This is a genomic window from Roseibium sp. RP-7, from assembly GCF_053005225.1.
Genome location: NZ_JBRKQA010000004.1, coordinates 151,789 through 167,227, shown reverse-complemented (window position 1 = coordinate 167,227; position 15,439 = coordinate 151,789). Strand labels below are relative to the sequence as shown.

Sequence of the window (15,439 nt, the reverse complement as noted above, 5' to 3'; positions counted from 1 at the left end):
ACCGATTGCCCCGCGACATTGTTCGCGGGGCTGAAGAGTTTCAGGAAACCGGAAGAAGAAATGCTCCCGAAAGGGCAGGCTTCAGCCTTTCACGCCCGAGGAGATCATGACGGCTTCCGTCACCTTCTTCTGGAAGATCAGATAGGCAACGGCGACGGGCATGGCACCCAGAAGCGCGACGGACATCAGACGGGCGTAATAGACGCCAAAGGCATCGTTCACCTGGGTGATCCCGACCGGGATCGTCATCTGGTTCTCCGTTGTGATGACGAGGAAGGGCCAGAGAAACTGGTTCCACGCCATGATGAAGGTGATGATTGCCAGAGCGGTCGTGATGCCCCAGTTGAGCGGCAGGTAGATCCTGAACAGCAGCGTATAGTCACCGCCGCCATCCAGGACGACGGCCTCGCGCATTTCCTTCGGTACGGCGTCAAAGAACTGCTTGTAGACGATGATCACCACCGGAACGATGAGCTGCGGCAGAATGATGCCGGCCCAGGTGTTTATCAGGCCCATGTCGTTCATCAGGATGAACTGCGTCACCACAAGCGCCTGTGAGGGCACCATGAAACTGGCGAGCACCACGCCGTAAAGCAGCCTCCGGCCGGGAAACCGCATCTGGGAAATGGCATAGGCGCACATCATGCCGGAGACAATGACAACCAGCGTGATGATCACGGATGTACCGATGGAGTTCCAGTACCAGTTGAGCAGCTTGGTATCGAACAGAACGTCGATATAGGAGGTCAGGTTGAATTCGTCCGGAATGACACCCGCGCCTTCGCTGACGACCCTTTCCTCGGTGCGGATCGAGGTAATGAACGCCCAGTAGAGAGGGAAGATCCAGATGGCCGCGGCCAAGAGGCTGCCGATGCCCAGAACCCAGTTTTCCAGTTTGCGTGTCTTCATTGCTTGTTCCCTCCCGCGCGCAGCAACTGAAACTGCAGCACCGACACGACCACGATCAGCACAAACAGAACAAGGGCGATGGCAGAGGCATAGCCGCCGTGGTTCAACTGGAAGGCTTCCCGGTAGACCATCAGAAGCAGAACGTAGGACGAATTGAACGGCCCACCGGACGACAACAGGTAGATCTGGTCGAAAATCTTGAGCTGCAGGATCAGCTGAAGGGTCAGGACAAGTGCGGTTACCGGCCAGAGCAGGGGCCACGTGACCTTGGTGAACAGTTGCCAGCGTGTCGCCCCGTCCAGTGCCGCTGCTTCATAATAATCGCTGGAGATGTTTCGAAGGCCCGCGATGAACAGAAGCACGTTGAAGCCATTGGTCCACCAGATGGTCACCGTGGCGACTGTCGGCATGACCCAATAGGGGTTCTTGAAGACAGGTACCGGTTTGCCGGTAAAGAACGCGAACACCGGCTGCAGCACGCCAAACTGGAAGTCCAGCATCCAGGCCCAGATTTGCGTCACCACCGACACGGGCAGAATGTAGGGAAGAAAGAAAAGCGCGAGGATCAGCGCCTGAAGCGGCCCCTTGAGGCGCGTGATCATCATTGCAATGGCAAGGGCCAGTGCGGTCGTTGGAACGACGGTCAGGAGAACGAAATAACCGTTGTTCTTCAGAGATGTATAGAAGAGGTTGTCGGTAAGCAGCCGTTTGAAATTGGCAAGGCCGACCCATTCCCCGGGACCGATCAAAGGCGCGTTGGTGAAGCTCAGCTCGATCATCCGGATCGTCGGATAGAGAAAGACCAGCACGAAGGTCAGGACAAAGGGCGCGATGAGCGTCATGGCGACCGCCACTTCCCTGCGCCGGTTGGTAATCATGGCCACTTGAGTAATCGTCCTTTTCTCGCCGCAGGAGACGCCTGCCGCATATTGTGTGCGTGCGGCAGGCGTCCCGGGCAAAGCCTTCGTCTATTGAAGCTTCGACTGAAGCTCGTCTTTCATCTGCTGTGCTGCCTGTGCGGGCTCCAGATAGCCATGCATGGCGGGCGAGATGATGTTGATGGCTGCATCATAGACAGGCGAGGCCACTCCTGCGATCGGCGACCTTGGGTCGTAGGCCGCGGTTTCGGCGAGTGACGAATAGGTGGCGTTGGGTTCCATTTTCCCGAATTCATCGCTCGTCGCGACAGGTTTGTAGGCTGGAATATGTCCTGCCCCGGCCCAGGAGATCGAGTTCTTCTCCATCCAGCCGATTGCGGTCATCACCGCCGCGCGTTTTTCCGGGCTCATTTCCGTTCCCTGAGGAATGGCGAAGGCGTGGGAATCCGCCCAGGTGGCCGTGGTTCCAAGCAGCGTCGGAATTTGTACCGCACCCCAGTCGAACCCGAGCGTTCCCTTTTCCGCCATGTCGACCATGGTCGGCACTTCCCAGACGCCGTTCATGTGAAAAGCGGCCTTGCCGGACGTGAACAACGCAACGGAGGCTTCGTATTCGGCCTGCTCCGGCTGCCAGCCCTGCTTGTGCCAGTTAGTCATGATTTCGATGGCATTGGCGGCCTTGTCCAGATTGTCGCCTGCCAGAACCTCGCCATCGGTGATCAGCTCGCCGCCTTGCTGCTTGAGCAGGGTGAAGAAGACCCGGTAGGTGCCGCCGTCGTCACCCGTTGCGTAGGAGACGGGTGCTTCGGAGCCGTTTTCCTTGGCAAGCGCAAGCGCTTCCTCGAAATCGGCGAGGCTTTCAATGCCGGTCAGGTTGCCCTGGTCATCAAGGAAGCGGGATCCTTCGAAATAACTCTTGTTTACGTAGAGCACGATCGCGTGGATATCGAACGGCACTGCGTGGAGCTTGCCGTCCGCATCGCTCGCGGCGGCAATGGCCGCCGGGAAGAAGTCATCCTTGCTGAGACCGGCAGCGGCAAGATCGTCATCACTGATCACGTCCAGCACATTTTCCTCAAGCCCGAGCGGCATGCGCGACAGGTGATAGGTCATCACGTCCGGGCCCTGGCCAACGGCAACGGAAGTGCGTACCTTGGTGTAGAAGGGCACGCCCCATTCCAGAGTGGTTCCGTTGATCTTGATGTCCGGATGTTCTTCGTTGAAGCGGGCGATCAACGCTTTCATGCGAACGCCGTCCCCACCGCTCAGAAAGTCCCACCAGGTGATGTCCTGCTGGGCAAATGCCGGCAGGCTGGCAAGGCTCATCGCCCCCGCTGCCAGAAGTGTCTTAAGGTATTTCATCGACTCTTCCTCCCGTATGAAAAACCGGCATTTCCCATCAAGGCCGGTTCAAAGGTACCAGGCAGACAGAAGGTCTACCGAATACGCTGGTCCTGCTCGTTGAAGACCAGAACCTGTTCCGGTGAGCAGGTGAGCTTGATTGCCTCACCGCCCCCGGCATGGCGGCTGCCGCGCCATTCAACGACAATCTCGCGGCCGTCCGGCATATGCGTGTGCAGGTAGGAAACACCTCCCAGGTCCTCCGCCATTTCCACGGTCACGGGAATGCCCGCGTCCGCGCTGGTCAGGTGTTCCGGACGCAGTCCGACGGTGATCCGGCTGTCGGCCGGAAGATCGCCGGAAACTTTCGCCAGCAGGACTGCGTCCGTTCCGTTGATGGCAACGCGCAGGCAATCGCCTTCCCGGCCGAGCACTGTTGCCGGCAGAAAGTTCATGGCCGGCGATCCGATGAAACCGGCGACGAATTTGTTGTCGGGGTCGTCGTAGAGATCAAGCGGCTTTCCGGCCTGCTGCACGACGCCCTGTTTCAGGACGAAGATCCGGTCGGCCAGTGTCATGGCCTCCACCTGATCGTGGGTGACATAGATCATCGTCGCGCCGATCTGCTTGTGCAGCCGGGCAAGTTCCAGCCGCATCTGGACGCGCAATTCCGCATCCAGGTTCGACAGAGGCTCATCAAACAAAAACACCTTGGGCTGGCGCACGATCGCCCGTCCGATCGCGACCCGCTGACGCTGGCCTCCGGACAGTTGAGACGGCTTCTTCTGCAGCTGTTCCTCAAGCTGGAGGATGCGGGCCGCCTCCATCACCTTGTCGTGCACGTCCTGTTTCGGCGCCCGCTTCAGACGCATGGAAAAGGCCATGTTCTCGAAGACGGAAAGATGCGGATAAAGCGCATAGGACTGGAAGACCATGGCAACGCCGCGTTTGGCCGGTTCCTGCCAGGTAACATCGGTGCCTTCGATCGAGATCTTGCCGCCGCTTGTGTCCTCGAGGCCTGCGATCATCCTCAGCAATGTCGATTTTCCGCAACCGGAAGGACCGACAAAGACCGCGAATTCACCCGTCGGAATGTCCATGCTGACATCATGGATCACCCCGACCGGGCCGAAGACCTTGCGTATGTTGCGAAGCTGAACCCCCATTGCATGGATCCCCTCAGCCGACGCTCAACCGCAGGACATGATAGGAAAGCGGCGCAAGCTTGCCCTTGAGCTGACCATCCTCCACGCCAACGCCTGTCCCCTTGCCGGGAACGACGTTGTCCGGCTTGTCTGGACCGTTGGTGTCATTGAGGCCGTAGCCTTCCATGGACAGATGTTCGGCTAGGGACGGCGAGCCGAAACCCGTCAAGGACACGTCGAGATCGGCCGTTTCGGTCAGATGCCGGTTCAGGACGAAAAGCGTCAGTGTGCCTGCTGCCTTGTCGTGTACCCCGGCAACGTCGAGGTAGCAGACGTCGTCGGCAACGGAGCAGTCGTAGGTAGGTGCATCCACAGCAACGTTCAGTGCATCACCGCGGCCGTAAAGAGACGCGAACTGATAGGGGTAATAGATGGTCTGACGCCAGGCGGGCCCGCCCTTTTCCGCCCGGATCGGGGCGATTACGTTGACCAGCTGGGCAATGCAGGCAATACGCACACGGTCGGAGCGGCGGATGAACTCGTTGAGCAGGCCGGCGACGAAGAGGGCGTCCTCGAAGTTGTAGTTCTCTTCAAGCAGCGGGGGTGCTTCCGGCCAGTCCCATTCCTTGATGCGGCGGCTGTCGTCCTCGCGGATGTGGTACCACACATTCCACTCGTCGAAGCAGATATGGACGTCGTTCTTCGCACGCTTCTTGGACTTCACGTAATCGATGACACCGCCAATGGTCTGGATGTAGCGACCGGTTTCCTCGATCTTGCCGAAATAGTTGAGCGTGTCCTTGCTCTTGTTGCCGAAATACTTGTGAAGCGAGATGTAGTCGACGTTCTCGTAGCACTCTTCCAGGACTTCGCGTTCCCATTCGGGATAGGTGGGCATGCGGTCGTTTGAACTGCCGCAGACGACTGCCTCGATCGTCGGGTCGAAGCCTTTGAATGCCTTGGCCGTCTCGTTGGCCAGCCGGCCGTATTCCGTGGCGACCTTGTGGCCGATCTGCCAGGGGCCGTCCATTTCGTTGCCGAGGCACCACATCTTGACCCCGTAAGGATCCACGCGGCCATTGGAACGGCGCAGGTCGGACCATTGGGTGCCACCGGGAAAATTCACATATTCCAGGAAGTTGCGTGCCTCTTCCAGACCACGCGAACCCAGGTTGACGGCCAACATCATCTCGATGCCTGCCTGTTCCGCCCAGATTGCGAAATCGTCGATGCCGACCTGGTTGGTTTCCTTGCTGCGCCAGGCAAGATCGAGGCGGACGGGGCGCTTGTCCTTCGGGCCGATACCATCTTCCCAGTTGTAGGCGGAAACGAAGTTGCCGCCCGGGTAACGAATGGCCGGGATCCTGAGGTCCTGTACGAATTTCAGCACGTCCTTGCGAAAGCCGTTGGCATCGGCCTGCGGATGGTCAGGTTCATAAATGCCGGAATAGATCGCCCGTCCCATGTGTTCAATGAATGCGGAATAAAGCCGCTCATCAATGGAACTGATCCGGAAATCCCGATGCACGGTGACGCGTGCCTTCATTCGCATTCTCCCAGAAATATATATCGAAAAAATCGATATGAATCTTTATTTCTGATAAGAATGCGAGCTTGGCGAAAATTGTCAACTGGACAATGTTGTTGCGGTGCAACCAGAAGTGAATGTCCCCACGTCTTTTCAAGTGCAGTTTCGGTCAATTGCGGGTGTGCAGCCGCAAAATAATGTCCTGATCGTAATTGCCGAAACCGCGGCCGAAGACGTTGATTCCGCCCGGGTGCCGTCCTTCGGCCTTTACCTCGATCTTCAATCGAACCGACCGGTGCTCGTCGAGTTGGAGGTCTTCTGTCTTGATATCGGAGATCTTGTGACCATCCACGAAGGTGCCGTTCCTGCCCACGCTCCAGGTCTTCAGCATGCCGTACTGCGAACCGGAAAGCTTCCACCAGTCGGGTGTGTAGGCCCCGCGCTTGTCGCCGAAATCACCCGGGGACGTCCAGACGCCGATCTCCTTGCCGTTGATCGACAGGACGATGTCGGAGGGCCAGTTGCTCATGGTGCCCGGCACCTCGGAACTCACCTCCATCACCACGTCCAGACCGTCGATCTGCTTGCCCGTCAGCTTGGCGTTGTTGGGGAACTGATATTCAACGAAGCCACTGGTAAACCACAACAAAGCCGTTTTCATCCGCTCCGGATCCATGAAAGTTTCCGGCACATCGAGAAGGCCGATGATCCCTTCGGTCGAGCAGATGCCGCAAGGAGCTGTGACGAGGCTGTTGGTGTAAAGGCCGAGCGGCATCGATACTTCGATCTGGTTCGGCTCGATGCGTTCTTCCGATGAGCGGAAAGCCAGGATGATCTCATCGTAGATGGCGAAGGTCGTCTTCTGGCTGCCCTTTTTTGCCCGCTGCACTTCCGTTCGCACTAGGCCTGCTTCTTCCAGAACCTGGATGTGGGTGGAGACGGAGGATTGCGGCATGCCGGAAGCTTCCGAAAGCGCGTTGATGTTCATCCCGGGTGTCCGTACCAGCTCCTGCAACAGGTGCAGGCGAGGCTGGGAAGCGATCGCCTTCATGGCGACCTTGTCCTTGACGGGATCGACGATCAGAAAATTTGCGCGCATGGGTTGTTCCCGGCTGTAAATCTGGAACAACTATTTGTATCGCTTTTTTCGATAATTACAATTGCTGTTTCACTGCGCCGTTTCTCAAGACCGATTTGAGCCGATCGGAACAAAAAATGCTGTCCACGGACAACAGGTCTTCAGCCGAGAGACAGTGTTCTTGGAAACTCAGGAATCCAGCCGCAGCTGGGTGAGGGCGCGCTTGATTTCGTTGCCGAGCAACCGTTCTGGGGGCGAGATGCCGGAAGAGGCGGACATGACGACACCAATGCGCAGGTTGGACAGGATGTCATGCATCAAGGGCACGAAGCGGAGAATGCCCTGGTCGATTTCGTCAATGAAACCGATCTTGGTGTAAAGGCCGAGGCCTCGGCCGGCCAGGATCATTTGTTTTGCCACGTGCAAGGTGTCGGTAAAGCAGTTGGTCGAGAGGGCGGAGGACATGCCCGAGATTGCCTGGTCGATGATCGAATTGCGACCGCGCGCATCCACGGTGCGCACCATTTTCTGGCCGGAGAGTTCCTCTATGGCAAGGTTAGTTCGGCCTGCGAAGGGATGGTCGGATCGCATGATGATGCCGATCGGCGCGGTCTTGTCGGAGATTACCCGAACGTTTGGATGCAGATCGAAGGTGAAGGTAATGCCGATATCGGCGATCCCGCCTGCGACAGCGGTGATGATCTCGTCCGGCTGCGCGGTGGTGATCGAATAGGTGACCTGCGGATAGATCCGGTTGAAGTCGAGCAGGATACGGGGCAACAGGCCGTAGGTTACGGAATCGATGGCGGCAATGTTGAGGTGCCCGGACCGAAGGTCGCGGATATCATCCAGCATGGTGCGGGTGCGTTCATAATCCTGCAGCGTCTTGCGGCAGTGTTCCAGGACAATGGCCCCCGCATCGGTCAGCGTCACGCCTTCGGGGGTGCGCTCGAACAGGCGAACGCCCATCTCGTTCTCGGTGCTGATGATCTTCCGGTTCACCGTGGTGGAAGACACGTTCAAAACCGCAGATGCCTTGCGGATGGAGCCCTGACGGGCGACTTCGTCGAAATAACGCAGAAAATTCGAATGCACGATGTCCCCCCGGACAGAGTGGCAAACAGTGCATCACAAAGTGCGGTGCATTTTATGCATCACCGTTAGCATGTTTTTGCACTTTTTGCACCGTGCATCTTCCCGTTAGAGTTCACTGTGAAGTCGGCAAGGGGAACAGTCGGCCACAAACCGCCCAATCTCAAATGAGGGGGACCAACAGTATGTCATACCTATTCTCGAATGGATTGAACCGCCGCTCGATGCTCAAGACCATGGCCGCGGGCGCTGGTCTGGCAGGCGCCGGAACACTTGTGAATATCGTACCAGGCTTTGCTCAGGACACCTTCAAGGTTTCCATGCAGCTCGGCTGGCTGGCCGGTAACGGCAACCTGGGAGAAATCGCGGCCGACAAGCTGGGCTATTTCGCGGAAGAAGGTCTTGAATTCGAAATCGTGCCGGGGGGGCCGAATGTCGATGGTGTGGCGTCCGTCGCTTCCGGGCGATCCAATCTCGGCCAGGTGTCTTCCAGCCCCTCTCTCATGCTGGCGCGCTCGGCGGGTATTCCGGTGAAATGTATTGCCGCCGGTTACCAGCAGCATCCCTACACGTATTTCTCGCTCAAGAAGAACCCGATCAAGACACCGCAGGACATGATCGGCAAGACCATCGGCACCCAGGCGACCGGACGGATCCTGTTCCGCGCGCTTCTGGCCAAGAACGGCATATCCGAGGACCAGGTTGAACTGAAGGTCATCGGCAGTGACATGGCGCCGTTGCTGACGGGGCAGGTCGATGCGATTACCGGCTGGAAGACAAACGTCAACGCACTTTCGATCCTTGGGGACCAGCGTGTCGACATGTCCCTGTGGGATGCCGGCATCCAGCTTTATGCCAACCCCTTCTACACCACGGACACTGTGCTGAACGAGCATGGCGACAAGGTGCAGGCCATGATCCGCGCCATCTCGCGCGGCTGGGGCTGGGTTCGTGAGAACCAGGAAGAAGCCGTCAACTATCTGGTTGAGCGCCTGCCGAACCTGGACAGGGAGAGCGAACTGAAGGCAGTGCCGCTGGTGGTCGGATATTCCTTCAACGAAAAGACCGCCGAAAACGGCTGGGGCACCATGACCCGTGAAAACTGGCAGGCCCAGATCGAGACTTACGAAAATCTCGAGCAATTCGCGAACGGGGCGCCTGCCGTCGACGATGTGATGACGCTGTCGGTCCTGGAGAGCACCGCAGACAGCCGCCCGAAGGTCGGTTAAGGCCATGGAAGCGGTATTGGAAAATCTGGACGCAGGCACATTGGTGCCTGCAGCCAGCCTGCGCAATGCCTGGGTCAAGTTCGGTCAGTTCACCGCGATCCAGGACATCAGCCTGGAGATCGAGGCGGGAGCCTTCTATTCCATTCTTGGTCCGTCGGGGTGTGGCAAGTCGACCTTGCTCCGGCTGGTGTCTGATCTCATCCCGCCCGCGTCCGGGGACGTGTCTATCTTCGGCAAGACGACCGAGGCTGCCCGTCTGGCACGGGAATTTGCCTTCGTGTTTCAGGACGCGACGCTGCTGCCCTGGCGCACGGCCTTGGAGAACGTCCAGCTGCCCCTGGAAATGGGGCAGAGCCGCGGGATCCAGATCCCCGTCAGCGACAAGTCGCCGATGGAGTTGCTTGAGCTGGTCGGGCTCAAGGGCCGCGAACACGCATTGCCGCACGAGCTTTCCGGAGGCATGCGCCAGCGTGTGGCGATTGCCCGTGCACTGGTCTGCAAGCCGAAGCTGTTGCTGATGGACGAGCCCTTCGGTGCGCTCGACGAGATGACCCGCGACCACCTGAACCTTCAGCTTCTGAAGGTTTGGGAGGAAACCGGCGTGACGATCCTGTTCGTAACCCACTCGATCCCGGAAGCGGTCTTTCTGGGGCAGAAGGTGCTGATGCTCAAGGCGCATCCGGGCCGCCTGCACGAGATCGTCGATATCGATCTGCCATATCCGCGCACCACCGAGTTGCGGGATACGGCGGAATTCACTCGATACTCCGCGCATTTGCGCAAACTTCTGGAGGCGTGCTGATGACTGCCGTCGACGAAACGATGGGCATGCCGGTGGATGATGACGCTGCCGAAAAGGCCATGGCGCGCAGGGCACGGCTGACTGCTGTCGCGACCCCGGTGCTGACTGCAGTCGGCCTGATCGCCACCTGGGAAATCGGCGTCCGGGTCTTTGGAGTGCCGAGCTACATCGCCCCGGCTCCGAGCGAAGTCGCGACAACGCTGGTGACCGAATTTCCGCAGTTGATGCGGAACTTCTGGCCAACACTGTTTGAAAGCGTGCTCGGCTTTGTCGTCGGCAACGTGGCTGCAGTGCTGATCGCGATCGCCTTCGTGCACAGCCGGATGGTGGAGCGGGCGTTCTTCCCGATCGCGGTGTTCATCAACACCATTCCGATCCTGGCTATTGCCCCGATCCTGGTTCTGATCTTCGGAGCCGGACTGACCGCAAAGGTCGTCATCGCTGCCCTGATCTGTTTCTTCCCGACACTGGTCAATATGGTACGCGGCCTGCAGTCCGTCAGCCCTCAGGCGCTGGAGTTGGCACGGATCCTGTCCGCCTCCAAGTCGGAAGTGTTCTGGAAGATCCGTCTGCCGTCTTCGCTGCCGTTCCTGTTTTCGGCACTGAAGATCGCAGCCACCACCTGTGTCATCGGCGCCATCGTCGGGGAATGGGTTGGCGCGGATGTCGGGCTGGGTGCGTTGATCATCGATGCAACGTTCAATTTCCGCTCCGCCTTGCTCTACGCGACAGTCTTCCTGTCGTCGGGCCTGTCGGTGCTGATGTTTGCCGCTGTTTCCATTGCCGAACGCATGATCGTGCGGTGGTGAAGCGGATCTGAACCAAACGAAAATCTGAACTGAAACCGGGCCGTCGCTTGGCGGCCCAACGGGAGGAGTGCGCCGAAATGAGCACCAACACAACGCAGATTTCCTTGACCCGCAGTGAGCAGGTTCCGGTCGTCGCAGACTGCGACGTGGTCGTCATCGGCGGTGGCCCCGCCGGCCTGAGTGCCGCCGTATCGGCCGCCAGAAACGGCTGCTCGGTGACCCTGCTCGAGCGTTACCATCACCTTGGCGGCATGGCCTCCGGCGGAATGGTTCTGGTGCTCGACGACATGGTCAACGAGGGCAATGAAATCGTCACGACGGGCATCGTCAACGAATTCGTCGACCGGATGTCGGCTCAGGATGGCGCAGTGTTTCCGCCGCCGGAAGATTGCCTGACCAACTGGGAAATGTGGAAGAAGTGGTCCCGTTGGGGCTGCATCGATTTTCACAAGACCGGCATGCCCCAGCCGATCATTCACGCAGTTGCCTTCGACCCCGATTGCTGGAAACGGGTGAGCCTCGACCTGGCTCGTGAGGCAGGTGTCAATTTGCGCCTGCACTCCTGGTTTTCCGAAGCAATGGTGGAAGACGGCCGTGTGACCGGCGTGATCTGCCAGACCAAGCTTGGCCGTCAGGCGATCAAGGCGAAGATGGTGATTGATGCCAGCGGCGATCTGGATGTCGCATCCTCCGCAGGGGCGTCTTTCCAGACCGGACAGTACATCGTCACGACCGTGTTCCGCCTGTGCGATGTCGACACGGACAAGGCAGAAGCCTTCGAGTTCGAAAATCCGGAAGAATACAAGGCCCTGGACCGTCAGGTGCGCCGGGTGATTGGTGGCGCCTGGGGCATGTGGTGGCTGAAGACGCCGCTGCCGGGCATCGTCTGGTGCAACTGCCCGCACATGCCGGGGTATGACGGCTTGTCGCCGGAACACATGCTGGCGGCGGAAGTCGAAGGCCGCGAGCGCATGATGAAGCTGCTCGCCTTCGTGCGCGCCAATCTGCCCGGTTTCGAAAACGCCAAGATGCTGGGCGCCGCGGAACAACTCGGCATTCGCCAGACCCGTCTGTTGCAGGGCGAATATGTGGTCACCCGCGATGACGTGCGCTCCCGCCGTCATTTCTCTGACAGCGTTTGCCGGGGCAGGGACTACTACACGCCTTACAGGGCCCTGCTGCCCAAGGGCATCGACAACATGATCGTTGCCGGTCGCCACTACTCGGTTGAGAGCGAAGCCCAGAAGCTTTCGCGGGAAATTCCGCCGTGCATGGCGCAGGGCGAAGCCGCCGGCGTCGCCGTTTCGGTCGCTCTGGAACAGAACTGTGCACTGCGCGACGCCGACGTTGCCACGATCCAGAAACGCATGCGTGCCCAGGGCGCCGACCCCGGTGACATCCCATCAGCAAATGCGCTCGTCGAAGGCACCGTCGCTGCAGAATAAAAAGGATAACAAACGTGAATACCCAAGCTTTCCCACTCTCCGGTGTCCGAATTCTGGACTTCACCCAGGTCATGCTGGGGCCATGTGCAACCCAGATGCTGGCCGACTTCGGCGCGGACGTCATCAAGATCGAGCGCCCCGGTGCGGGCGACCTGTCGCGGCATTTCTTCGACGTGCGATCGGAAGAAGGCATGAACAACGCCGTCTTCTCGTCGCTGAACCGCAACAAGCGGTCTGTCGAGATCGACACCAAGTCCGATGAGGGCAAGCAGATGGTGTACGATCTGGTGCGCAACGCGGACGTGGTCGTCGACAATTTCCGCGCCGGTGTCATGGACCGTCTGGGCTTCGGCTATGACGCGCTCAAGGCGATCAATCCCCGCATCATCTGTGCATCCGGAACGGGGTTTGGCGAGAAGGGCCCCTATGCCCACAAGGGCGGGCAGGACGTTCTGGCCCAAGCGATGAGCGGTGTCATGGAAAAGACCGCCGACCCGTCGATCGAGCGGTCCATCTATCCCACAACCTTGTGCGACTATACGGCAGGCATGCACCTGGTTCAGGGCATTCTGGCGGCCTTGCTGGCACGGACGAAGACCGGCCGCGGCCAGCGGGTTTCCGTGTCGCTCTACGATTCCATGATCGCGATGCAGATGCAGGAAGCCGCACAGTGGACCAAGCACCGCGAAGTGCTGAACTGGGCCGCCATGCCCTTGACCGGTGTCTTCGACACCACTGACGGTGCTCTGGTGGTGGTCGGTGCCTTTAAGGCAAATCCGCTGCGCGACATCTGCAACGCGCTCTGCATCGAGGACCTTTCACCCACCTATCCGGATCTCGCCAGCCAGCGTGCCAACAAGCCCTATCTGCAGGACCGGTTTCGGGCTGTCTTCGCAACGGACACGACGGCGCACTGGATCGCCAGGCTGGAAGAGCAGGATCTGCTTTGCGCACCCGTGCGGGCGCTCGGAGAAGCACTCGAAGACCCGCAGACCGCCATCAACGGCATGCTGCTGGATTTCGACCATCCGGTCCTTGGCCCCTTGAGGGTTGTGGGGTCTCCCGTGCACCTGAGTGAAGCACCCCTGAAACTGCGGCACGCGCCGCCGCGCCTGGGCGAACACACCGACGAAGTCATTGCGGAGTTCGGCCTGCAACAGGTGGCAGGGGCGGCGGAATGAGTGTCCTTTTCACCCTCGAAAACCATGTCGCCCGGGTTGTCATCGACCGCCCGGAGCGCATGAACGCGGTCGACAGGGCAACTTCGGACGAGCTGGAAACCATCTGGCGGAAGATCGAAGCCGATCCGACCGTGCGCTGCGTGGTGTTGACCGGTTCGGGTGAACGTGCCTTTTCCGCCGGTGCGGACCTGAAGGACAGCAACGGACTGAGTGGGCTTGAATATTGGGCGTCCGCAAACCCGCTTGGGTTCGGCGGCATCGCCCTGAGGCGATCCTTGAAGGTGCCGGTGATTGCCCGCGTCAACGGTCTTGCGCTCGGCGGCGGCATGGAAATGGTTCTCGGCTGCGACATTGTGATTGCCAGCGATACGGCCAGGTTCGGCCTGCCCGAAGCAAAGGTGGGCAACCTTCCGCTGGCAGGCGGGATGACGCTGCTTCAGCGTCTTGTGCCCCGCAATATCGCTGTCGGTCTGATGATGACCGGCCGGATGGCAAGCGCTGTGGAGATGGAGCGCTACGGGCTGGTCAATGCGGTCGTGCCGCAGGACGAACTCGATGCGGAAGTGGACCGCTGGATTGCCGATATTCTGGCAAGTGCGCCGCTTTGCGTGCAGGCGATCAAGGCCACGGTACGCGAAACCGGTGAAATGCCGCCCGACCAGGCACAGGCCGTGCGGTCTCCCGAACTGATCGCCGCCCTAACGTCAGAAGATTCCCTCGAAGGGGTTCGGGCATTCCGGGAAAAGCGCGCGCCGGTCTGGCAAGGCAAATGAGTTGAGAGATCAAGATGGCGCTGATCATCAAGAGCGAATGCATTGATGTGAAGGACGGGATCTGCACCACGTCCTGTCCGGTCGACTGCATCTATGAAGGCGAGCGGATGTTCTACATCCACCCCGAAGAATGCATCGAATGCGGCATGTGCGAGAGCATCTGCCCGGTCGACGCGATCCGCTACGACGACGAGGTGACCGGTGCGGACCGGGCGTTCATCGAGATCAACAAGGATGTGTTCCAGGGTCCGGACGGAGGGCTGGTTTCGCCGGGTGGCTGGACCAGGGGCGATACGCCTTTCCGGGACCACCCTGCGGTGCGGGATTTTTTCAAACGCGATTTTGAGGAACAGACGACATGAAGGGGATAGTTGCGGCGGTGCCGACACCGCTCGATGCGCATGGCGCACCGGTGAAAGACACCTTTCTGGAACATTGCGCCTGGGCGCTGGCCAACGGGTGCGATGCCCTGAACATCCTGGGTACGACCGGTGAGGCGAATTCACTCGGTCTGGCCCATCGCAAGCAAGTGATGGCCTGGGCGGCCGAGGCCTTTGACACAAGCCGTCTTATGGTCGGCACGGGTCTCACGTCCCTTGAGGATACGCTGGACCTCACGCGTGCAGCTGCCGACATGGGCTATGGCGTCGCGCTGGTCCTGCCGCCGTTCTACTACAAGCCTGTCACCGAAGAGGGGCTGGTTGCCTGGTACGAAGCGCTGGACCGGGCACTCGGCGCGACACCGATCGAGATCTATTTCTATAATTTCCCACAGATGACGGGCTTGAAGATACCGGCGGATGTCGTCGAGCGTCTGGCAAAAGCTCATCCGAAAAGGTTCACGGGTATCAAGGATTCTTCTGGCGATCTCGACTATTGCCGGGAGCTTGTCCGGCGGCTGCCAGACCTGAAGGTGTTCCCGAGTTCTGAAACGGCGCTCGCGGAAGGCCCTGGAGCCGGGTTCGCAGGCTGTATTTCCGCCACCGTGAACATCAGCGCGCCCCTTTGTGCGCGGCTCCTGCAGAACCCGGCAGACGAGGCAGTGGCTGGCCGGGTCGCCAGCATACGGGCGGACATTGCTGCCCACCCGCTGGTGCCTGCGGTCAAATATCTTGTCGGCCGACGCGCTGCTGAAAGTGCCTGGAACCGTGTCCTGCCTCCCTTTCAACAACTGGACGATGCCGCATGCGGGTCTCTCGACCGCATTGCCGAAACCCTTTGAAACCGGA

15 protein-coding genes are annotated in these 15,439 nt (G+C 59.5%); 8 read left to right on the top strand and 7 right to left on the bottom strand.

Features of this window, described 5'->3' with window-relative positions; genetic code table 11:
- Nucleotides 1-81: 81 nt before the first annotated feature.
- The 7 genes from ACVDG9_RS27060 to ACVDG9_RS27030 all read right to left on the bottom strand — a co-directional run bounded on the left by ACVDG9_RS27060 (nt 82) and on the right by ACVDG9_RS27030 (nt 7,974).
- Nucleotides 82-909: a carbohydrate ABC transporter permease gene (locus ACVDG9_RS27060; protein WP_023001418.1), complete on the bottom strand. Its 828-nt coding sequence runs from the start codon at nt 907-909 to the stop codon at nt 82-84.
- Nucleotides 906-1,787, bottom strand: a complete 882-nt coding sequence (locus tag ACVDG9_RS27055) for a carbohydrate ABC transporter permease (RefSeq protein ID WP_023001417.1) — start codon at nt 1,785-1,787, stop codon at nt 906-908. The genes ACVDG9_RS27060 and ACVDG9_RS27055 overlap by 4 nt, the downstream gene beginning before the upstream one ends.
- Nucleotides 1,788-1,877: 90 nt before the next feature.
- Nucleotides 1,878-3,149, bottom strand: coding sequence for an extracellular solute-binding protein (locus tag ACVDG9_RS27050; protein ID WP_075281766.1), 1,272 nt, complete (start codon nt 3,147-3,149; stop codon nt 1,878-1,880).
- 74 nt (nt 3,150-3,223) lie between these two features.
- Nucleotides 3,224-4,294, bottom strand: coding sequence for an ABC transporter ATP-binding protein (locus ACVDG9_RS27045; RefSeq protein WP_447239464.1), 1,071 nt, complete (start codon nt 4,292-4,294; stop codon nt 3,224-3,226).
- A 13-nt stretch (nt 4,295-4,307) separates the two neighbouring features.
- Nucleotides 4,308-5,819, bottom strand: a complete 1,512-nt coding sequence (gene arfA / locus ACVDG9_RS27040) for an arabinosylfuranosidase ArfA (RefSeq protein WP_447239463.1) — start codon at nt 5,817-5,819, stop codon at nt 4,308-4,310.
- Between the two features lie 151 nt (nt 5,820-5,970).
- Entirely contained in the window at nt 5,971-6,900 is a 930-nt protein-coding gene (locus ACVDG9_RS27035; protein ID WP_168687670.1) for an ArsR/SmtB family transcription factor, read from the bottom strand.
- 168 nt (nt 6,901-7,068) lie between these two features.
- Nucleotides 7,069-7,974, bottom strand: coding sequence for a LysR family transcriptional regulator (locus tag ACVDG9_RS27030; RefSeq protein WP_055660965.1), 906 nt, complete (start codon nt 7,972-7,974; stop codon nt 7,069-7,071).
- A 182-nt stretch (nt 7,975-8,156) separates the two neighbouring features.
- Here ACVDG9_RS27030 and ACVDG9_RS27025 point away from each other — a divergent pair, with 182 nt between their 5' ends.
- The 8 genes from ACVDG9_RS27025 (at nt 8,157) to ACVDG9_RS26990 (ending at nt 15,432) form a co-directional block, all read left to right on the top strand.
- Nucleotides 8,157-9,200, top strand: coding sequence for an ABC transporter substrate-binding protein (locus tag ACVDG9_RS27025; RefSeq protein WP_031269507.1), 1,044 nt, complete (start codon nt 8,157-8,159; stop codon nt 9,198-9,200).
- A gap of 4 nt (nt 9,201-9,204) precedes the next feature.
- On the top strand, nt 9,205-10,002 hold the full coding sequence (locus ACVDG9_RS27020; RefSeq protein WP_055660967.1) for an ABC transporter ATP-binding protein: 798 nt from the start codon (nt 9,205-9,207) through the stop codon (nt 10,000-10,002).
- Nucleotides 10,002-10,811: an ABC transporter permease gene (locus ACVDG9_RS27015; protein WP_209018150.1), complete on the top strand. Its 810-nt coding sequence runs from the start codon at nt 10,002-10,004 to the stop codon at nt 10,809-10,811. Before ACVDG9_RS27020 ends, ACVDG9_RS27015 begins: the two co-directional genes overlap by 1 nt.
- A gap of 77 nt (nt 10,812-10,888) precedes the next feature.
- The gene (locus ACVDG9_RS27010; protein ID WP_447239462.1) at nt 10,889-12,256 is read left to right on the top strand and encodes an FAD-dependent oxidoreductase; all 1,368 of its coding nucleotides are present in this window, start codon (nt 10,889-10,891) and stop codon (nt 12,254-12,256) included.
- Between the two features lie 14 nt (nt 12,257-12,270).
- Nucleotides 12,271-13,437: a CaiB/BaiF CoA transferase family protein gene (locus ACVDG9_RS27005; protein ID WP_447239461.1), complete on the top strand. Its 1,167-nt coding sequence runs from the start codon at nt 12,271-12,273 to the stop codon at nt 13,435-13,437.
- A complete protein-coding gene (locus ACVDG9_RS27000) occupies nt 13,434-14,210 on the top strand; it encodes an enoyl-CoA hydratase-related protein (protein ID WP_055660974.1) in 777 nt (258 codons plus the stop codon). Before ACVDG9_RS27005 ends, ACVDG9_RS27000 begins: the two co-directional genes overlap by 4 nt.
- Nucleotides 14,211-14,224: 14 nt before the next feature.
- Nucleotides 14,225-14,572 (top strand): 4Fe-4S dicluster domain-containing protein, encoded by a 348-nt coding sequence (locus ACVDG9_RS26995; RefSeq protein WP_023001405.1) that lies wholly within the window; start codon nt 14,225-14,227, stop codon nt 14,570-14,572.
- Nucleotides 14,569-15,432, top strand: coding sequence for a dihydrodipicolinate synthase family protein (locus ACVDG9_RS26990; RefSeq protein WP_447239460.1), 864 nt, complete (start codon nt 14,569-14,571; stop codon nt 15,430-15,432). The genes ACVDG9_RS26995 and ACVDG9_RS26990 overlap by 4 nt, the downstream gene beginning before the upstream one ends.
- The last annotated feature ends 7 nt before the right edge of the window (nt 15,433-15,439 follow it).